The organism is Streptomyces sp. 63XJN7_1_ISO-PGPR-S23-121 (assembly GCF_056173025.1).
The window spans coordinates 1977997-1998898 of sequence record NZ_CM149653.1; the positions used below are offsets into that span (position 1 = coordinate 1977997).

Below are 20902 nucleotides of genomic sequence, written 5' to 3' on the forward strand. Positions count from 1 at the left end.
CCTCCGCGCCTCCGCGCGCCGATCAGGGGCTGTCGGCGTGGCTCGTGACGGGGGCGTCGATGAGGACGGGTTCCGTTCCCGCGGCGGCACGCGCCACCGCCTCCGCGAGGTGGCCGGTCGAGCGGGCCCGCACCGCGGTGATGCCGAAGAACTCGGCGACGCGGGTGAAGTCGAGTTCCGGCGGTGTGAGATCCAGGCCGTCGGGACCGCCCGGTGCCGCGCCCCCGAGGCCCAGCAGGTCCGTGGCGGGCGTCAGATCGAGCCGTGGTGGTGTGAGCTCCAGGCCGCCGTCGCCGCGGCGCGCGGCCCGGCTCCGCCGCCACCGGGCGGCCGTCTCCTTCAGGGTGCGGTACTCGCCGTTGTTCATCACCACGAAGGTGACCGGGACGCGGTAGTGAGCGGCGCTCCACAGCCCCTGGAGCCCGAAAAGGGTGCAGCCGTCGCCGAGCACGGCGACCACCGGGCGGCTGGGGTCCCCCATCCGGGAGCCGATCGCCGCGCCGATGCCGGAGCCGAGCCCGCCGCCCACCGTGTGGACATAGGAACGGGGACGTTCCAGCGGCAGGAGACTGCGCAGCAGCAGCCCGCTGGTGATCGCCTCCTCCACCACGACGGAGTCCGCCGGGAGCCCCGAGACGACGGCGTGCGCGGCGGCCAGCGGGTCCATCGGGGCGTCACCGAGACCCGCCAGCGCGCGCTCGCGCACCCGTGCACGGGCGGCCTCGTGGGCAGGGCCGATCGCCTCGATGCGCGACCGGGCCTCCGGCACCTTCCCGGCGAGCTGCGAGGCGAGCGCCGCGAGCGTGGCCCGGACCCCACCGACCAGGCCGAGCGCGACGGGGAAGGTCCGCCCCGGCTCGCCCGGGTCGCTGTCGAGCTGGATGACGTCCGTGCCGGCCGGAATCGGCGATCCGGGTTCGTAGTGGTGCGCCATGAACGCCCGGGTGCCGGCGATGAGCACCACGTCATGGCCTTCGAGGGCGGCCCGGATCGCCGAGTAGCGGGCGTCGAGCATGCCCGCGTAGAGCGGATGCACGGTGGGGAAGTCCACACCGTCGTGCATCGGCTGGTGGAAGACGGCCGCCCCGGACGCCTCGGCGAGTGCCACCAGCTCGGCCACGGCGCCGTCGCGTCCGACCCCGTCACCGGCGACGATGGCCGGCCGCTTCGCGGCGGCGAGCCGTTCGGCGGCCTCCGGCCATCCGGCGGCGGGGCCGAGGCCGCCGAGCCGGGACCTCGGCGCGGGCGGGGCGACCGGTGTCTCCTCCTCCAGCAGGTCCATCGGGATGGAGAGGAAGACCGGGCCCGCGGGCGGCTGGACGGCCAGCGCGAAGGCCCGGCGGAGCATGGCGGTGAGGTCATGGGCGTGCTGGACGTCGAAGGTGTGCTTGACCGCCGCCCGGGCGATCCCCACCAGGTCACCGGAGAGCATGGGGTCCTGTGCCAGGTGACGGCGGTCCTGCTGTCCCGCGGTCACCACCAGCGGCGTACGCGACCGGCCGGCGTTGAGGAGCCCGACCATGCCGTTGGCGAGTCCGGCGGCGATGTGCAGGCTGACGAAGGCGGGGCGGCCGGTGGCCCGGGCGTACCCGTCGGCCATCGCGACCACGGATGCCTCCTGCACCCCCAGGACGTACTGGAGGTCGGGGGCCGCCGTGACCGCCTCGACGAAGGGGAGTTCCGTCGTGCCCGGATTGCCGAAGACCCGGGTCACGCCTTCGTCGCGCAGCACCTCCAGCATCGCGTCGACGGGCTTCACGAGCCGCTTCCCGTCCGCCGCTCCGGGGACGTGCCGGCGCTGAACCGGTCCACCTTGTCGATGACATCGGCGCTGTACAGCCGTAGTGCCTGTTCCAGCGCGAACTCGGCGGCATAGGCGCGGAGGTGGTCCATCGGCTCCTCGGCGACATTGATCATGTGCCGGTTCGGGATCACGGCCGGGCTCGCCAGGCGCGCGACCGCCGCCTCGATGCTCGCGTCCATCAGCTTGGGGTCGACCACCTCGTCGCAGACGGCCCCCGCCTCCGGCTCACGCGCCCAGAGTTTGCGACCGGACAGGATCACCTGCCGCGACAGCCGCCCGCCCGCGAGCGAGGTCAGCCGGAGGTTGGCCATGCCCGGCACGATGCCCTCCTGGGCCGCCGGAAGGCTGAAGTAGGAGTCGGCGGCGGCGACGACGTGATCGACGGCGAACAGCATCTGCATGCCGCCGCCGATCGCGAAGCCGTCGACCGCGGCCACCCACGGCTTCTCCACCAGGGGCCGCGGCCACGCGCCGTCGACCCGGACACCGCGGATCAGCTTGTGCAGATGGCCGAGTTCGCGGCGGAGCAGGAAGTCCACGAACGAGATCCGCCCCTGATGCAGGTCGACCAGGTTGATCCCGGCGCAGAAGACCCGGCGACCCTGGTAGCGCGGGTGGGTCATCTTTCCGCCGCGCAACACCCCGACCTTGACGCGGTCGTCGAGCAGGGCGAGGTCGACGGCCGTCTCCAGGTCGTCCACGAGCCGGTTGTCCTCGGCGTTGAGGAAACGGCCGTTGCAGAGGGTGATGTGAGCCGCCCGGTCGACGCGTTCCAGCCGTACGGTGCCCAGGTCGAGGCTCCCCGCCCGGTCGAACTCGCCCAGCAGCGAGCGGGCGCGCTGGGTGGGCCGCAGCAGGGCGCGCATCAGATGAGGGCCGGCCTGCGGCGACCGCAGCACCCAGTGGAAGAAGATGCCCTGGTCGATCTCCCGTCCGTCCTTGTCGGCCTGCGTCGCGCACTCGCGTTCCGCCGCCATCTGTGCCTCGGTCGGGGTGAGGCCGGGAAAGGCCTCGGACGCGGCCATCACCAGCTCCGACAGCGAGTGTTGCTCCCGCAGGCCCCCGGTCAGCTCCTGGTAGACCCGCTCGGCGTGCAGTTCCAGGAACGCGCTGCGCACCCGCCGCTGGTCGTCCATGACCTCGGCGGCGAGCTGCTGCCGGCCCGGGTCCCGCCCGGCCTTGGCCGGGAGTTCCGCGAGCAGCTTCTCGGCCTCGGCCGTGTACGTCATCAGGGCGTTGGCGTCGGCCAGCAGCGACCCGCTGAGGACCGGTGTCCGCGCGGACCACTGCGCCGGACCCACCACGGGATGCGCCGTCATGTTCCCCACTCCCTTCGTGCCGCTCATCACGCGTTGCCCCGGGCGCCCGCGAACTCGCCCCTCGTCCGGCGCAACGTCCGTTCGCAGGCGGCGAGATGCTTGCCCAGCGCCTCGTCGAAGACGGTCGCACCGGCCTCGTTGACGAGCTGTCGGCGGATCGCGAGCTCGGCGGGGTCCAGCCGTGCAAAGCGGCCGGCCAGCCGTGCGGCGACCGCGGCCGGGTTCTTGGCGGTCTGGTCGATCAGGCCGACGGCCAGTGCCCGCTGCTCGGAGAGCTCGGCGCCGAACAGCGCGAGCCGGCGGGCGTGGAGGCCGCCGAGCTGGTTGGTGAGGCGGTGCAGAACCATGCCCGCCCAGACGCCGTCGTGGGTCACCGGCACGGCAATACGCAGCCCGGGCGCGCCGATTCGGTGGTCGGCGGTGAGGAGCACGTCGAGGGCGGGGCCGCTGCAGACGCCCTCGACGGTGGCGATCTTGGCGAACCGCCCCTGTTCGAGCCGCCGCAGGGCCTTCTCCCAGCGGCTCACCACGTCGATGCCGACGTCGCCGGGCCAGTTCTCCGCCGGGCCCGTGCCGTGCAGCCGGATCACGGCGCTCGTCGTGCCACCCGCGTCCTCCAGGCGGTCGCAGAGCGCGTTGACGTCGGCTACCAGCAGGGGGCACAACGGGCGCGTGCTGTCGATGTCGAGGGTGTGGGGGGCCGGGGCGAGGTCCGAGGAAGACATGTCCGAGTCCTGATCGTCGGTGGTGGGAATGGCCAGGAAGAGCCGAAGGCGAGAACACCCGAGGCGGGTCGTGGAGGAGATGCGGCACGGGGCCGGTCAGTAGCGGACGAGCGCCGTCTCGAGCGTCGAGCCGGGGCCCATCGTCATGAGGACGCCGTAGTCGCCGGAGCGCGCCAGGCCCTCCCGCAGCTGCCGCTCGTACGAGAACAGGAAGGAGCCGCTTGAGAGGTTGCCGTAGTCGCGCAGCACGCCGGTCGTGTGCCGTACGTCGTGCCGGGTGAGACCGAGATTGACGGACACCGAGTCGATGACCTTCTTGCCCCCGGAGTGCACCAGCCAGTGCGCGATCCGGCTGCGCCGGAGTCCGGTCCCGCTGAGCAGGGCCGAGACGACGCGCTCGGCGTGCGCGCCCACCACGTAGGGCACGTCGCGGTCCAGGTAGAAGCTGAACTTGCCCTGCTCGTCGTCCCAGTCGTACCGCATGGCGTCGACGGCGTCGGGAACGATGCAGCTGGCGTACTTCAGTACCTGCGGACCGGCCTTCTCAGGGTCGTGCGAGACGGCGATCGCCGCGGAGCCGTCACCGAAGAGGCTGTTGACCACGGAAGTGCGCATCGTGCCGTCGAAGACGTACGCGGCCGAGCACACCTCGATGCACACCATCATGGCGATCCTCCCCGGGTTGGCCGAGGCCCAGCCGGTGGTCGCGTTCAGGGCATTGAGGCCGGCGTTGCAGCCCATGCCCACGATGTCGAGACGGCTGCAGTCGGTGGGAATGCCCAGTTCCCGGATGAGCAGGGCACTGAAACCGGGTGTCAGCAGACCGGTCGAGGTCACACAGACCAGATACCCGATGTCGCTGACCGCGGCTCCGGTCTGCTTCAGGCACGACTGAAGTGCGCGGGCGCCCATCTCGATGCCCCGGGCCTTGTGCTTGGCGAGCAGTTCGCCCTGCGCCTCCGTCCGCGGTCGGCCGTCCTCACCATGCGGTGGAACGGTCAGGAACCGCCGGTCTATCGCACTGTTGAGGAAGACTGAACGAATTCGTTCGTCCTGGATCCCGTACATTTCCAGGAGGTCTTGCTGGGAATAGGCGGAATCCGGGGTCGCGGTTCCGACGCCCAGAATGGCCGGGCCGCTCCGCGTTGCCGCCCAGGTGGCCGTGTCTTCACTGAGGATCATTATCGTGCCCCTCGCTCATGTCGGTGGACAGGCCTTCGATACTCTGTGAAAGAGTCACGGCCTCAGCGTAGTTGAACAATTCGGAGCTGCGGACACCCCTCCTTGTGTGAAGAGGGTCACCGTGCCCGCTAGGGGTAATAGGGGGCTGAATCCGAAAAGGCTTCGGCGAGTAAGGGTTCGGGTCCTGATGTGTTCTGCGGCGTCTCCAGGAATACCGGGAGATCGGTGCGATTCCGTACCCGGAGTTTTCGGTAGACCTGGGTCAGATGCTGTTCGACCGTGCTCACGGTGATGCACAGCCGCTGCGCTATGTGCCGGTTGCTGTGGCCCTGTGCGGCCAGCGCCCCGACCCGCCGCTCGGCCGCGCTGAGGTCCGCCGCGCGGTCGCCTCCGAGGCGGGGGCCCCCGGAGACGGCGCCGGCCGACGTGGTGTCCGCGAGACCCGGCTGCAGGGATCGGGCGAGGCGCTCCGCGTGGCACTCCCGGGCCGTCCGCCACGCGCGGCGCAGGGCCGGCCTGGCCCGCCGCGAATCGCCGGTGGCGGCGTAGGCGCTGCCGAGGTCGGCCAGGATGTGGGCGAACTCGACCCGGTCACCGGCCGCCTGCGACGCCTCTGCGGCGTCGGTGAGCAGTGGTGGCCGCTCGTGCGGCTCCAGTGTCGCGGCCAGCTGCCGCAGCGCCCGGCCGAGGGCGCGCTCGTCGTCGGCGGGCAGGCCGTCGAGCTGTTCCTCCAGGAGCGATCGCGCCTCGTCCCGGCGGTCGAGCCGCACGAGGGCCTGGGCGGCGTCGATTCGCCACGGCACCTGGCGGGGTCCGTCGGCGCGCCAGTCGCGCAGGAGCCGGCCGCAGGTCCTGAAGTCGCTCAGCGCCGCGTAGGGCCGGCCGACCGCCAGGTGGTACTGCCCGCGCGCCCGCAGGTACCGAAGGCCGAACGGCGTCTCGAGCAGCGTGGCCGGTGCCGGCATGTCCAGACACACGGCGGCGTCCTCCAGGCGCCCGGTCTCCACCGCGGTGGTGAGCAGACAAGCGAGTGGCGCACCGGCCAGCACACCCCAATGCGCCCTGGAACTCTCGTCCAGCGCCGCGGACGCGAACTCGCCCGCCGCCCGCAGGTCACCCCGGAGCAGCGCGGCGTCGGCGCGCGCCGCCGTGAACAGACCCTGCCAGTCCGGTCCGCCATGGCCCGCCGCGTCCGCGAGCATCGGCAGGCACCACGGTGCCACCGTCGCCAGGCGTTCGGGCCTGGCCAGCGCGAGCAGGCCCAAGGAGATCCTGGACAACGGCTCGTCGGTGCGCAGGCCCTGCCACAGGTGATCGCCCGGCACCGCCTGATCGTCCCGTACGGCCGTGAGCACGGTGCCGACGAGGGAGGCGCCGACTGGAGGGTCGTCGGGCGCGGAGGCCGGGGCACCGGTGGCCGTGCGGCGGCGCCGGGCGGGGTAGCACAGTTCCAGACAGGCGCGCGCCGCACCGAGTTCCGCGGCCACCGGTCCGGTCCCCGTCGCGGCGAGCCGGTCGAGCGTCGTGCCCGCCTCGTCCACCCGGCCGTGCCACAGGAGGTACTCGAGCACGGCCAGGGACTGACGTTCCGTCAGCAATCCCTGGTGCACGGCGTCCGTGAGCGGGCCGAGGTGGCGCACGGCGCGTGCGGGTTCGACGCGCCATTCGGCCTCGGCGAGCACCGCACGGCTCACGGCGCGCTGCTGCTCGTCGTCCGCGAGGGAGTGGGCCAGTTCGAGGCAGTCGAGGGCGAAGCCGACCTGGCCGCTGGCGGTCGCGCTGGCGGCGGACTCGCGGAGCACGGCCGGCGCCCACGGCTCACGGGTCTCCCCGGCGGCGATGAGCTGGTGGGCGATCGAGGTGCAACGGCCACCCTCATCGTGCAGCATCGCGGCGGCGCGCCGGTGCCACGCGATGCGCCCGGGCGCTCCGAAGTCCCTGAGGACGGCTTCCTGGGCGGCCCGGTGCCGGTAGCGGCCCCGGTGCAGCAGACCCGACTCGTCGAGCAGCTCGACGAGCGCGCGGGCCTCGATCGTGCCGACCCCGGCGAGCCGGGCGACGAACTCCGTACGGTGCGTCTCCCCGACCACGGCCACGGCCCGGGCCACCGCGAGTACGTCCGGTTCGAGGCGGTGCAGGCAGCTCACGACTCGTTCGGCGAAGCGATCGCCCACCACCAGACCGGTGGGCGGATCCGTGCGCGTCGACCGGGTGGACGCCTCCCAGTCCTCGGCCAGCGCCCTGACGAGCAGTGGGTTGCCGCCGGTGACGGCGAACGCGCCCGCGGCGAGACTGTGCGCCACATGGGCGTCGAGGTCGTGAGCGAGCAGGGCCGCGACGCCGTCGCAGGTGAGCGGGGCGAGCCGGATCTGAGTGCAGTACGGATGGCGGGACAGCTCGGTGCGCAGGTCCGCCTGCCGGGACCCGGAGCGGTCCTGGTCGCCGAGGACCAGCATGATGCGCGACCGCCGCAGCCGCCGGGCGAGGAAGAGCAGGCACTGCAGGGAATCGGTGTCGGCGTGGCAGACGTCGTCGACTCCGATGAGCAGCGGCTCCTCGCCGCTCATGTCGAGGAAGATCCGGGAGACGCCCTCCAGGACCTCGGGCCCGACCGTGCCGTCCGCACGGACCCCGCCGCCGATGACGGCCTCGGCCCGTTGGGCGTACCCGGCGTCGGCGCCGTGCAGGAGCTGGCTGAGCAGGCCGAAGGGCAGGTGCCGTTCGGTCGGCGAGGCGGCGGCGCCGAGGAAGCGCACCCGGGCACCCGCCACCCGTTCCGCGAAGGTGTGCAGCAGTTCCGTCTTGCCGACCGCCACCGGGCCCCGGAGGACGACGACGCTGCCGGATCCGTGCAGACAGTTCTCCAACAGGTCGGACAGCTGCGTGAGGTGGGTTTCCCGCTCGACCAGCACCATCCGTGTGCACCTCCTCGGGCCGTGACGGCTCCAGTCTGCGTGGAGCCCTCTGAAGGAGTGCTGGACGTTTCCTCCCCGAGGCCGGCGCGGTGTGCGCAGGGGGGTGCGCGAGTCCGCGCACATGACGGACCGGCCGCGCGGAAGCCGCCCCGCGTGGCCGGTCGGGTGGTGGATGAGGTGGAGGGCGGGCGTCAGCTCCGCTCCGCCGGAGTCACGTCCTCCCTCCGCGTACCCGGCCGGTGCCCGGATCCGCCGTCCTCGCGGGCCGCCGGGCCCGGCAGGGGGCTCGGGCTCGTACGGGGGAGGAGGAACACGGCGACGAGGACGGCGAAGACCAGCAGGCCGCTGTTGGACGCGAAGACCCTGCCGTACCCCTCGGTGAGCCGTAGGGCCGCGGAGTCCGATACGGGGGCGTTCGACGTGGCGGCGGCCGCGACCGTGCTCATGGCGGCCAGTCCGATGCTGCCGCCGAGCTGGCGGGCGCTGTTGAGCAGGCCCGACGCCATTCCGGCCTCGTTCGGGGCGACCCCGGCGGTCGCCGCGTTGGCGATCGGGACGAGGAGCGGCCCGATGCCGAAGCTGGTTACCAGGGACGGACCGAGGACGTCGACGGGGAAGGTGCCGGTGGGCCTGATCAGGCTGAACCAGTACATCCCGGCGGCACCGATGATCCCGCCCACGATGAGCAGCTGCCGGGGCGAGAACCGGGCGAGCAGTTTCACGGCGTACAGCGATCCCACGACGAGGCCCAGGCAGAACGGCAGGAATGCGAGGCCGGCACTCAGCGCGCCGAACCCGAGGACCTGCTGGAGGTAGAGGGAGACGAAGTAGAAGGAGGTGAAGATAGTGATGGAGACCATCATCATGTAGAGGTTCGCACCGGCCACCGACCGGTTGGTCAGCATCCGCAGCCGCAGCAGCGGTTCCTTGGCGGCGGTGCCCTCGTAGACGAAGAAGCCGGTCAGCAGGACCGCCGCGACGGCCAGACCGCCGATCGTGCTCGCCGAACCCCACGACTCGGTCTCGGTCCTGACGAGCGCGAAGACCAGCAGCGACGTGCCCAGGGTGGCCAGGATCGCACCGACCACGTCGAGCCTGCGGGCGGTGTCGCCCGCACCGGCCGCCGCCACGTGGCGGCGCGCGAGCCACATGCCGACCAGCGCCATCGGGACGTTCACCAGCATGACCCAGCGCCAGTCGAGGTATTCCGTGAGCAGACCGCCCACCACGACGCCGACGGCGGCGCCGCCGGCCGTGACGGCGCTGTACACGCCGAGGGCCCGGCCGCGTTGCGGCCCGGCCGGGAAGCTCGTCGTCAGGACCGCGAGCGCCGCTGGGGCGATCAGTGCAGCGCCCACCCCCTGCACGGCACGCGCGGCGATCAGCTGGCCCGGATCCTGCGCGAGGCCGCCCAGGAGCGAGGTGATGCCGAAGAGCGCGAGACCGATCAGGAGAAGCGGCCTGCGGCCGAACCGGTCGGCGGCCCGTCCGCCCAGGAGCAGCAGTCCGCCGAAGGTGAGCGTGTAGGCGTTGACCACCCAGGACAGCCCCGACTCGTCGAAGCCGAGCGCCGTCCGCATCGAGGGCAGTGCGACGTTCACCACCGAGACGTCGAGCGAGACCATGAGCTGGGCTACGGAGACGGTCCACAGGACCCCTCCGGGGCTGACGGCCCGTTCCTCTCGTGCCGATTTTTTGTACATGTAAAAATTTTAGACCGGCGTGGGTGCCTTGTCGAGCGGAAACGGAGGGGCCCGTACGGGCGGCGCCGGGCGGGCCGGGAACTCATGCTCCGTACGTACGGGCGGAGCCCAGCAGCTCCGCGGTGAGCCGCGCGGTGGGTCGCACCGCCGCGCAGCAGCCCGCCGCCCAGGCGAGTGCCGCCCGGTGCTCGTGGGCGCTGAAGTCCGCGACCGCGTCGGCCGCGAGGAAGACCTCGAGGTTGTGGCTGAACGCGTCCACAGCCGTGGTGACACAGCCCAGATGCGCGTACACGCCGCAGATCACGAGCTGGTCGCGGCCCAGCTGCCGCAGCTGTCGCTCCAGGCCGGAGCCGAAGAAGGCGCTGTAGCGCCAGGCGGACAGCACGGTGCCGTCGACGTCCGGGGCGAGTTCGCGCACGATGGCCGCGTCCTCCAGGACGTCGTCGAGGCCCTTGCCCCAGAAGTCCGTGAGCAGTCCCCGTTCGCCCGGCGCCTGGGTGCCGGGCTGCACGGTGTGGACGACCGGCACGCCCAGCCCGCGGCACGTTGCCAGCAGGGCCGAGCAGTTGGCCAGGAGAGGGTCGAACGGGGACGTGCCGCGGGGGTAGGGCCGCAGGAAGAAGCCCTGCATGTTGAGGACCAGCAGGACGGACCGCTCGGGGTCCGCGGTCCAGTCGACCCTGGTCCCGAGGTCCGGGTCCGGGCCGGGCATCGGATACGGATGGATCACGGGGACGTCCATCGTCTGCCGTTCCCTCCGGCGCAGTCGTCAGGAGATGAAGTCGTACGACAGGAAGCCGTTCTCCATGTCCTCCGCCCAGGACCCGTACCGGCGCATGCCGTACAGCAGGGGTATGGGCCGGCGCAGCGAGGTGACCTGGGTGGCCCTGGCCATCACCACTGTGTGGTCGCCGACGGCCTGTTCGGCGGTGACCGTGCAGTCGGCGATCGTGTGCGCCGCCTCGACCAGATGCGGGCCGCCCTGCGGGGCCGGTACCCACGGCATCCGGTCGAACCGGTCCGCGGCCCCCGAGCCGAACAGCTCGGCGGTGGACCGGGCGTGCTGGTGGAGCAGGTTCACGGCCAGCGACCCGCTGTCCAGTACGGCGCCGAGGGTGGGACTGCCGGCGCGCAGGCAGACGAGCAGGGTGGGCGGGTCGAGGGCGACGCTGCACAGCGATGTGCACGTCATCCCCCAGGGGGTGCCGTCCGGGGCCTGAGCGGTCACGACGGAGACACCCGTGGGGAATGCGGCGAACAGGCGGCGCAGATCGGCTTCGTACCGCTGGTGCGACATGGTTCCTCACTCGCCTCGGTCACAAGGATGCGGACGGGGAAGACCCGGAGTGCCGCACGGCCTCGTGGCGGGAGGGGCCGCGTCCACGAGGTCGTTCGGCGGGGAGGCGCCGGGCCGGAGGTAGGGCCTCGGTGTGCCGGTTCGGGCAGCCGGGGTCAGTAGTCCCTGGAGCCGGTCCCGGCCTCCGCCTCCTTGGCGAGCGCCATGCCCCGGGCGGCGTTGATCATGCGTTTTCCGATCTCCGGCGGGGCCTGGGTGCGCGACCACTCCTCGGCAGCGACCATCCGCTCCCGCGTCATGTTGAAGCAGCGGTTCTCCGGCAGCCCGAACCTGTCGGCATGCGCGATGAAGTCCACTTCCTTCCGGATGTACTCGTGGATGCGCGCGGCGGCGACACCCGGCTCGACGGTCCCGGCCTCGACCGCCTCGCACAGCTCACGGGTGAGCTTGCCCATGCGGACGAAGGTCTCGCTGATCGGGAGGGGGGAACCCGGGTTCCCGGACCGCTCGGCCTCGAGGAAGACGTCGGCGTCACCGGTCTCGCTGAACCGGTAGTAGGCGTCCTCGACCATCATGTTGCCGCTCATCGTCCCGAGCATCCAGGTCCGGTTGACGGCGTTCCACAGCTCGTAGTGACCGAAGCCGACGAACGAGCTGTAGACCAGGTCGTCGTGGAAGTCGAACAGCCCCTGGTGCAGCGCCTCCACGTGGGCGAAGCGCTCCTTGGACCAGTCACCGTCGCGGGATGCCGCGATGAGCCGCCAGCCCAGTGCGTTGACGAGCTCCAGGGTGTTCGCCAGGCCGCGCGAGTACAGCGCGTCGATGAACCCGGCGGCGTGGGACGTCAGGCAGTAGCGGTCGCCGACGACGGTCCTGGCCGAGTACTGGAGCCGGCCGGTGGAGACCCACGGGCGGACCGTCTTCGCCCCCTCGAACTGCCAGGCGATCTCGGGGAACCGTGCGAGGAAGTCCTGGAACTCCTGCTCCGGGGGCGTGTCGCCCTTCGGGTACTTCCGCGGATCCAGGGTGAGGCCGACGCTGCACAGCGGGTTGCGGGCCGCATCGTGGTTGTCGAACGGGATCACCCAGAGCCAGCCGCCGTCGAAGACGTGGTGCAGCGTGCCGTGGTGCCACGGGCTCGGCTGGTCGTGCTGCCGCGCGGTGGGCGAGTCGTCGAACGGCTTCACCCCGATCATGTGCGTGAAGAGACAGCGGGAGTGGGTCCGGGCCCGCGTGGGCGTCTCGCGCAGTTCGTACTTCTCCGCGAGCGGCGAGCGGAACCCGCTGCCGTCGACCACGTACGAGGCCCGGAACTCCTCGCCGTGCTCCGTGCGCAGGACCGCGCCCTCGGCCGGGTCGATGTCGATTTCGGTGACCCGGGTCGCGAGCCGCGCGTCGGCGCCGTGCGTGAGCGCCACGTGGAACAGGTGCGCGTCGACGTCCTGCCGGAACAGGTGGGTCTCGGTGCGGAGGTCGACCGGAACCACCAGCTGGTTGATCTCCTGCGGATTCTGCGGCTGCCCCTCGCGGTGGTAGACGAAGCCGAAGTTCTGCTTCTGGCCGCAGTTGGGGGAGATCTCCTCGATGGTCCCCTTGTAGTTCGACAGGGCCTTCAGTTCCGGCACGTCGTAACGCTTCGCGATGAGCCGCGCCATGCCCGACGTGTACGGGATGGTCGACTCGCCCACCGCGAAACGCGGGTGGGTGCCCGCGTCCAGGATGAGGGTCTTCACCCCGTTGCGCGCGAGCACCGAGCCCAGCATGCCCCCGGCCATGCCGCTGCCGAGGATCACCACGTCGTACCGGTCTGTCGCCGTGGAGGCGGAGTTCTTGCCGTGCACCTGTTCTTCCTTCCCTCTGACGGTCGGCCGGTCGGCCGGTCGGCTCAGTGCTCGGTGGTGGCGGGCTGGGTCTCCGGGACGAGATCGTCCACGGTGATGTCCAGCGCGAGGTGCTTGCCGCGCAGGCCGGCCAGGAGCGTGACGAAGTCGTTCGCCGGTGTGTTCTTCTGCTCCGGGTCGATGATCGACTGAGCCAGGTTGTGGTAGTCCTCCTTCTTCAGCGAACGGTCGTAGAAGCGCTCCACGAAGGAACGGACCTCGTTGAAGAAGCTCAGGTAGGCGGTGGCGTAGCGCTTGAGCGCCACCTCCTCGATCTCCGGGTACTGGAGGACCTTGTCGATGACCCGGGACAGGATGCTGCCCGCGGTCGTCGCCAGCGCGACACCGGTCGAGATCAGCGGGTCGACGAACGCCGCCGCGTCACCGACGGCGGCCCAGCCCTTCCCGTAGACGGTCTGGTTCGTGTACGACCAGTCCCGGGCACTGCGGAAACCGGCCGACTGACGAGCGTCCCGCAGCATGTGCTTGAGCTTCGTGGTCTTCTCGACCTCGTCGCGGAAGAGCCGCTCGAGGCCCTGGTCGCTCTCGCCGGCGACCGTGCTCGGCGTCACGAAACCGACACTGACCGTTCCCTTGTCGAGCGGAATTCCCCAGAACCAGCCGTTCTCGAGCCCCTCGATCAGGATGTTGCTGTACTGGTCGCCGGGCAGCCGCTCGCAGTTGTCGAAGTAGGTCCACACGGCGACGTTGCGGAGCTTGTCGTGCCAGTGGACCTCCGAGTACCTGCGGGTGAGGACGCGTGCCTGACCCGAGGCGTCCACCACCATGGCGGACCTGACCTCATAGGTCTCCTTGCCGCCGCGCACGGTGAAGCGCACGCCCGTGACCCGGTCGTCCTCCTCGACGGGCTCCTTCACCGTGGCGTCCTCGACGACGTACGCCCCCAACTCCCGTGCCCGGTCCAGGATCACCGAGTCGAGGTCGGCACGCCGGGTGTGATATGCGAACGGATACTCGCCGCCGTCGACGAAGGAGAAGTCCCAGGCCGCTTGCTCGTTTCCCCAGATGAACGTCCCGCCGTACTTGCGCTCGAATCCGCGCTGTTCCAGCCGCTCGGTGAGCCCCATTTCCTCCATGGGGGCCATCACCACCGGAATGAGCGATTCGCCGACGTGGTAACGCGGAAAACGCTCTCGGTCGAGAATCAGCACCCGGTGCCCGCGCTTGGCGAGAAGCCCGGCGGTGGTGGCACCGGCCGGCCCGCCCCCGATAACAATGACGTCGAATTCAGTGGGTATGCCAGTGAGACTGGACGGCATGCTCGACCTTTCCGATCCGAAACGTGCCGCGGCCCGCCGGGCGGGCATCCGCAGCACTGCGTTGGCTGGACTCAGCCAGGTTCGGGCACGCGGGCTGAATGCCTTCTGCACAGCTTCTGGACAACTCCTTGTGGAATCCGGAACAGACGCTGGATCAGGGGAGGAAATAGGGGTTGTTTCGCCGCCCCGAACTTTCTAGCGTTGCGCAAGGTGAGCTCGCCGGTCATCACGCCGCAGGTATGAGCAAGCTCAAGCAGGCAGGAGCGTACGAGTGACGCACGTCGAAGACATCCGGCCACTTTCCGAAGTGCTGCGCGGCCATGCGCTCGACCGCCCGGACCGGGTCGCGTTCGCCGACGAGGAGCGCGAGGTCACCTACGCGCGGCTCGCCGAGCGCACAGGGCGAGTGGCCGGCCACTTGGCCGGGGCCGGGGTGGAGCGCGGCGACCGGGTCGCCATCCTTCTCGGCAACAGCGTCACGACCGTCGAAAGCTATCTGGCGGTCACCCGCGCCGCGGCCGTGGGCGTACCGGTCAACCCCCATTCCCCGGACGCCGAACTGGCGCATCAACTGGACGACAGCGGGGCGCGCCTCGTCATCACCGACGGCGCCCACCTGGAGCAGGTCGAGCGCATGAGGGCGACGCGGGAAGACATGCTCGTCGTCCTCGCGCACGGGGACGCCTCCGGTGGCCGCGTTCCCACGGCGGGCACCCTCGCCTTCGACGAGCTCGCCGAGAGCGAGCCGGCCCAGGGACCCCGGGACGACCTCGGCCTCGACGAGCCGGCCTGGATCCTCTACACCTCCGGCACCACCGGGGCGGCCAAGGGCGTGGTCTCCCACCAGCGGGCCTGCCTGTGGTCCGTCCACCACTCCTACCAGGGCGTCCTCGGTCTCGGCCCCGACGACCGGCTGCTGTGGCCGCTGCCGCTCTTCCACAGCCTCGCGCACATCCTCTGCGTCCTGGGCGTGACCGTCACCGGCGCCTCCGCGCGCATCCTGCCCGGCTTCGGAGCCCAGGACGTGCTGGAGGCGCTGCGCGCCGAGCCCTGCACCCTGCTGCTGGGCGTCCCGTCCATGTACTTCCAGCTGGTCGAGGCGGTGGAGGCGGCCGAGGAGGCCGGCCGGCCGGTCCCGAAGCCGCGGGTCTGCGTGGTCACCGGCGCGGCGACCGGCGCGGCGCTCGCCTCGGCCGTCGAGCGGGTGCTCGGCGCTCCGCTCGTCAACAGCTACGGCTCCACCGAGACCTGCGGCGCGATCACCATGAGCCGCCCCCGCTCCCCGCGGCCGCCCGGCACCTGCGGAACCGTGGTGCCCGGCGCCGAACTGCGCCTGGCCGACCCGCGCACCGGCCTCGACGCGCGGGCCGGCGAGGAGGGCGAGGTCCTCGTCAGGAGCCCCAGCCTGATGCTGAGGTACCACGACCGTCCGGAGGAGACCGCGGCCGCGCTGCGCGACGGCTGGTACCGCACCGGAGACCTGGCCCGGCGTGACGCCGGGGGGCACCTGACGATCACCGGCCGGGTCAAGGAACTCATCATCCGGGCCGGGGAGAACATCCAGCCCGGCGAGATCGAGGACGTCCTGCGCAGCGTCCCCGGCATCGTGGACGCTGCCGTGACGGGCCGGCCCGACGAGGCACTGGGCGAAGTCCCCGTCGCCTACGTGGTTCCCGCCGCCGAGGGCTGGTCGCCCACCGATGCGCTGGCGGCCTGCCGGGACCGGCTCAGCTACTTCAAGGTTCCGGCCGAGCTCTACGAGGCCGCCGCCCTGCCGCTCACAGCTTCCGGCAAGGTCAGCCGCCGCAGGCTGCCGCACCTCCCCGCCCGGCTGCGGGGCGTCGGCGGCAGCCACCACGACCGTCTGTGGCGCACGCGCTGGGACCCGTGGCAGCCCGGGACGGCACCGGCCGGCTCGGACGACGGGCCGTCGGCGGCGGAGGCGACGGCCGGCCCGGCGGCGCGCTGGGCCGTGATCGGGTCCGGAGACCCGGCCTTCACGGAGGCTGTGCGCCGGGCGGGCGGCGTCACCGAGTCCTTCCCCGACGTGGCGGCGGCTCGTGCCGCCGGGCCGTTCGACGGCTGCCTGCTGGCGGCCGGCCCGCCGGACAGCGGCGCGTGGTCCGACGGGCCGGCCGCACCGGTCGTCCCGGAGACGGACGGACCGCCCGGGGCCCGGACCGTCGTCCTCTCCCGGGGCGCCGTAGCCGCCCGTCCCGGCGAGCGAGCGGCCCCGGCCGCCGCGGCCGCGCGCGCCCGGCTCCTCGCCCCTGGGGCCGGCCGGACGGTCCTGGTCGACCTGGAGCCGGGGGAGCGGACCGAGGACGCGTACGTCGCCGCCTGGCACACGATCCTGGACGCACCCGCGGGAGAGCCGGAGTTCGCCGTCCGCTCCGGCGAGGTCCTGGTACCGCGGCTGGTCCGCGCCCGGGCGGCGGCCGAGATCGCCGCGGTGCCGCCGCGGCAGGGCGGCACCGCTCTCGTGACGGGTGCGGGCACCCGTCTCGCACACGTGCTCGCGGCCCACCTCCTGCTGAATCACGGAGTCCGTGACCTCGCGGTCACCGATGCCGACCCGGCCGCGGCCCAGTCCCTTGCCGCCGAACTGACCCGGCTCGGCGCCACCGTGACGGTATGCCGGGAACTCCTGGACACGACCGAGGGCGCCGCCGCACTGCTCGCCGCCCTCGGCCCCAACCGCCCGCTCGACACGATCGTCCACCCGGTGACCTCCCCTGCCGACGCGACGGCCGCGGACCGGCTGCTCACCCTGACCCGCGACACCGGGCACACGACTCTCACCCTGTGCGGCACGCTCGTCCAGCACGGCACCCACCCCGCGGACCCCGCCACGGCGGCGGCCACGGCCTACGCCGCCGCGCTCACCCACGACGCCCACCACGCCACCTTCCTGGCCTTCGGCCCGGTCACCGACGACGGGGACGCCCCCGCCCCGACACCGCCGGGTCTCGCGGCGCTCACCGCCAGGGAGGTGGCCGACGCCTTCGACGTCGGGCGGGCGACGTCGGGCGGCCAGGCCCTCGTGATGCGCACCGACCCGTGGACGGCGCGGTCCACCGGGGCCGCCCGGCTCCGCCGGCTGCTCCACGCGCCCACCGACGACGCCGGCCCGACCGCCGACGACGGGCTGCGGGGCCGGCTCGCAGGGCTGCCCCTCAGGGCCCGTGAGCGGGCGCTGGCCGGTCTCGTACGGGACGAGGCGGCACGGGTGCTCGGACTCGACGATCCACGGCGGATCGAGTCCGGCCGCGCCTTCACCCACTTCGGGCTCACCTCGCTCACCGCCGTCGCCCTGCGCGCCCGGTTGGCCGCGCGGACCGGGCTGCGCCTGCCCGTGACCATCGCCTTCGACCACCCGACACCCGCGGCGCTGGCCGCGGCCCTGGCACGTGAGCTGTTCGGCCGCCGGCCGGACGGCGCCGCCGAACGGCGCCCGCCGCGCGCCGCCGACGACGCCGGCCGGGACCACGATCCCGTCGTCGTGGTGGGCATGAGCTGCCGCTACCCCGGCGCCGTCGCGTCTCCGGAGGACTTGTGGCGGCTCGTCGCCGAAGGCCGCGACGCCATCGGCGCGTTCCCCACCGACCGCGGCTGGGACCTGGAACGGCTGCTGCGCGGCGACGGTACGGAGCCGGGTACCTCGGCCACCGGTTCCGGCGGGTTCCTCGACGCACCGGGCGACTTCGACGCCGCGTTCTTCGGCATCAGCCCGCGGGAGGCCCTCGCCATGGACCCGCAGCAGCGACTGCTCCTGGAAGTCGGATGGGAGGCCGTCGAACGCGCCGGCATCGACCCGACCGCCCTGCGGCAGACGGACACCGGCGTGTACGTCGGGCTGATGTTCCACGACTACGCCAAGAACCCCGGCCCCCTCCCCGAGGACCTGGAACGCCTCCTCGGCACCGGCACGGCGGGCAGTGTCGCCTCCGGGCGCCTCGCCTACACACTGGGCCTCAACGGCCCGGCCCTCACGGTCGACACCGCCTGTTCCTCCTCGCTCGTCGCCGTCCACCTCGCCTCGCAGGCCCTGCGCCGCGGCGAGTGCTCGCTCGCCCTGGCCGGCGGCGTCGCCGTCATGGCGACCCCCGGCACCTTCGTGGAGTTCAGCCGTCAACGCGGCCTCGCCCCCGACGGCCGGTGCAAGGCCTTCGCCGCGGGCGCCGACGGCACCGGCTGGTCCGAGGGCGTCGGCGTGGTCGTCCTGGAACGCCTCTCCGACGCCCGCCGCAACGGCCATCCCGTGCTCGCCGTGATCCGGGGCAGCGCGGTCAACCAGGACGGTGCCAGCAACGGTCTTACCGCGCCCAGCGGACCGGCACAGCAGCAGGTCATCCGCCGGGCCCTGGCCGACGCGGGCCTCACGCCCGCCGACGTCGACGCCGTCGAGGCGCACGGCACGGGAACCGTCCTCGGCGACCCCATCGAGGCCAACGCGCTCCTCGCCACCTACGGCGTGGACCGCGACCCGCGACGCCCGCTGTTGCTCGGCTCGCTCAAGTCCAACATCGGTCACGCCCAGTCCGCGGCCGGGGTCGGCGGCGTCATCAAGATGGTGCAGGCGATCCGGCACGGCGAACTCCCCCGCACCCTGCACGCCGACCGGCCCACCCCGAACGTGGACTGGGCCTCCGGGACGGTACGCCTGCTCCAGGAGCACACCGCCTGGCCCGACACCGCCGGCCGCCGCCGGGCCGCCGTGTCCTCCTTCGGCGTCAGCGGCACGAACGCCCACCTCATCCTGGAACAGGCACCCGACCCCCTGCCCGCCGACCCGCCGGACGTACTTCCCGACGTCGTGCCGGTCGTACTGTCGGCCCGAACCGGTGCGGCCCTGCGCCGCCGGGCCGAGCACCTGCTGAACCGGTTGCGCGCGCACCGGGAGCTCCGCGTCCCCGACCTCGCGGCTGCCCTCGCCACCACCCGTACCGCCCTTCCGCGGCGCACCACGTTCGTCGTGGACGGCGCGGCGGAGATGGAGCGCCGACTGGCGGCCGTCGCCGCCGGCCGGGACACGGGCGTCGCCACGGAGGAGGCGGGCGCGGCACCGGGACTGGCCATCGGGTTCACCGGCCAGGGCAGTCAGCGCCCGGGTATGGGGAAGGAGCTGTACGACCCCTATCCCGTCTTCGCCCGGGCGCTCGACGCGGTCTGCGCCGCCCTCGACCCCCACCTCGACCATCCGTTGCGTGACGTCATGTGGGCTCCCGAGGGCACGCGGCAGGCCGCGCTCCTCGACCGTACCGACTTCACACAGGCCGCGTTGTTCGCCCTGGAGAGCGCCCTCTACCGGCTGGTGGAGTCCTGGGGCATCGTCCCCGACCTCGTCATGGGGCACTCCGTCGGCGCGCTGGCCGCCGTACACGCGGCCGGGGTGCTGTCCCTGGAGGACGCCGCCTCGCTCGTCGCGGCCCGCGGCCGCCTGATGGCCGCACTGCCGGCCGGCGGCGCCATGGCCGCCGTCGAGGCGACCGAGGACGAGGTGCGTACCGTGCTCGCGACCGCGGCCCGGACACTGGCCGTCGCCGCGGTGAACGGTCCCCGCTCGGTCGTGGTGTCCGGCGAGGAGGGGGCGGTAGGGACCGTCGCCGAGACGTTCCGGACGCGGAGGCGGCGGGTGACCGCCCTGCGGGTCAGCCACGCCTTCCACTCGCCGCTCATGGACCCCGTGCTGGACGAGTTCGGAGCGACGGCGCGGAAGCTGACCTACCGTCCGCCCCTCCTCCCGGTGATCTCCGACCTCACCGGTCGGCTCGCCGAGCCGGACCAACTCCGCTCTCCCGACTACTGGGTCCACCACGTCCGTGAGACCGTCCGCTTCGCGGACGCCGTACGCGCCCTGCCCGGCGAGGGGATCACGGCCTTCCTCGAACTCGGCCCCGACCGGCAGCTCACCACCATGGCGGGCGACTGCGTGCCCGGCTCGGAACTCGCCCTGTGCGGAGGGCTGCGCCGCGGACGGTCCGAGGTGCGCTCGCTCCTCGAAGCGGTGGCCCTGGCCCATGCGCGCGGCGTTCCGGTCGACTGGCCGGAGCTCTTCGCCGGACGCCCGGCGCACCCGGTCGACCTGCCCGTCTACCCCTTCGAGCACCGGCGGTACTGGCTCGCGTCCGGGGTGGCGGACGCCTCGGTCCCCGCGCAGGCGGCGATGCCCGCGCCCGCCTCCCCGCCGGACGAGCCATCGGCCGGGGAACGGCTGCGCGCCGACCTGGCGAGCCTCTCCGGGGAACTGCGGGAACGGACGCTGACCGAACTCGTCCGGACGGAAGTCGCCGGCGTCGCCGGCTTCGAAGGCCCGCACGAGGTCGAGGCCCACCGCAGCATGACCGACCTCGGACTCGACTCCGTCTCCGCCGTGGACCTGAGCGAGCGGATCGGGGCGCGGACCGGGCTCCACCTGCCCGCCTCCCTGGCCTTCGACCACCCGACGTCGACGGCCATCGCCCGCCATCTGCTCAACGAGCTCCACGCCACGGGCCTCGTCCGGGAAGACGGTGAGACCGGAGCACCGGAGGGAACGGTCTTCGGCGAACTGGCCAGGCTGGAGGCGTCCGTCGAACGGGACCGTCCCGACGCCGCCGCACGCGACCGGCTCGTCGAACGGCTGCGCACCCTGGCCGCGCGGCTCGCCGACGACGCGCCGGAGTACTCCGAAGGCGCGGAGGAGACCTCGATCGGGGACCGGATCGCCGACGCCGCGACGGTCGACCAGCTCTTCGACCTCATCGACAACGAACTGAAGGGACCGTGACGTGACGGGCAGCGAGGAGAAGCTGGTC

The 20902-nt window shown here is 72.5% G+C and carries 11 protein-coding genes; 1 reads left to right on the forward strand and 10 read right to left on the reverse strand.

All coding sequences use genetic code 11. From position 1 onward, the window contains the following. Nucleotides 1–22 precede the first annotated feature (22 nt). The 10 genes from AC0VYN_RS08915 to AC0VYN_RS08960 all read right to left on the reverse strand — a co-directional run bounded on the left by AC0VYN_RS08915 (nucleotide 23) and on the right by AC0VYN_RS08960 (nucleotide 14153). Nucleotides 23–1759 (reverse strand): thiamine pyrophosphate-binding protein, encoded by a 1737-nt coding sequence (locus tag AC0VYN_RS08915; protein ID WP_475535492.1) that lies wholly within the window; start codon nucleotides 1757–1759, stop codon nucleotides 23–25. Then, nucleotides 1756–3123, reverse strand: coding sequence for a (3,5-dihydroxyphenyl)acetyl-CoA 1,2-dioxygenase DpgC (gene dpgC / locus AC0VYN_RS08920; RefSeq protein WP_475535493.1), 1368 nt, complete (start codon nucleotides 3121–3123; stop codon nucleotides 1756–1758). The genes AC0VYN_RS08915 and dpgC overlap by 4 nt, the downstream gene beginning before the upstream one ends. 26 nt (nucleotides 3124–3149) lie before the next feature. Further along, nucleotides 3150–3848, reverse strand: a complete 699-nt coding sequence (dpgB, locus tag AC0VYN_RS08925; RefSeq protein ID WP_475535494.1) for an enoyl-CoA-hydratase DpgB — start codon at nucleotides 3846–3848, stop codon at nucleotides 3150–3152. Nucleotides 3849–3944: 96 nt separating this feature from the next. Then, complete coding sequence (gene dpgA / locus AC0VYN_RS08930; RefSeq protein WP_475535495.1) at nucleotides 3945–5030, reverse strand: 3,5-dihydroxyphenylacetyl-CoA synthase DpgA; 1086 nt, start codon at nucleotides 5028–5030, stop codon at nucleotides 3945–3947. Nucleotides 5031–5158: 128 nt separating this feature from the next. Continuing rightward, nucleotides 5159–7945 carry a helix-turn-helix transcriptional regulator gene (locus AC0VYN_RS08935; RefSeq protein WP_475535496.1) on the reverse strand — a complete coding sequence of 929 codons (2787 nt, stop codon included), beginning with the start codon at nucleotides 7943–7945 and terminating at the stop codon, nucleotides 5159–5161. Between the two features lie 191 nt (nucleotides 7946–8136). Then, the gene (locus AC0VYN_RS08940) at nucleotides 8137–9648 is read right to left on the reverse strand and encodes an MFS transporter (RefSeq protein WP_475535497.1); all 1512 of its coding nucleotides are present in this window, start codon (nucleotides 9646–9648) and stop codon (nucleotides 8137–8139) included. Nucleotides 9649–9730: 82 nt separating this feature from the next. Further along, a complete protein-coding gene (locus tag AC0VYN_RS08945; RefSeq protein ID WP_475535498.1) occupies nucleotides 9731–10390 on the reverse strand; it encodes an isochorismatase family protein in 660 nt (219 codons plus the stop codon). A 27-nt stretch (nucleotides 10391–10417) separates the two neighbouring features. Then, on the reverse strand, nucleotides 10418–10945 hold the full coding sequence (locus AC0VYN_RS08950; RefSeq protein ID WP_475535499.1) for a flavin reductase family protein: 528 nt from the start codon (nucleotides 10943–10945) through the stop codon (nucleotides 10418–10420). Between the two features lie 155 nt (nucleotides 10946–11100). Next, a complete protein-coding gene (locus AC0VYN_RS08955; RefSeq protein ID WP_475535500.1) occupies nucleotides 11101–12786 on the reverse strand; it encodes an NAD(P)/FAD-dependent oxidoreductase in 1686 nt (561 codons plus the stop codon). A gap of 44 nt (nucleotides 12787–12830) precedes the next feature. Further along, nucleotides 12831–14153: an NAD(P)/FAD-dependent oxidoreductase gene (locus AC0VYN_RS08960; protein WP_475535501.1), complete on the reverse strand. Its 1323-nt coding sequence runs from the start codon at nucleotides 14151–14153 to the stop codon at nucleotides 12831–12833. Between the two features lie 223 nt (nucleotides 14154–14376). On the opposite strand from AC0VYN_RS08960, the gene AC0VYN_RS08965 reads away from it, so the two are divergent. Then, nucleotides 14377–20874 (forward strand): beta-ketoacyl synthase N-terminal-like domain-containing protein, encoded by a 6498-nt coding sequence (locus tag AC0VYN_RS08965; protein WP_475535502.1) that lies wholly within the window; start codon nucleotides 14377–14379, stop codon nucleotides 20872–20874. Nucleotides 20875–20902 lie beyond the last annotated feature (28 nt).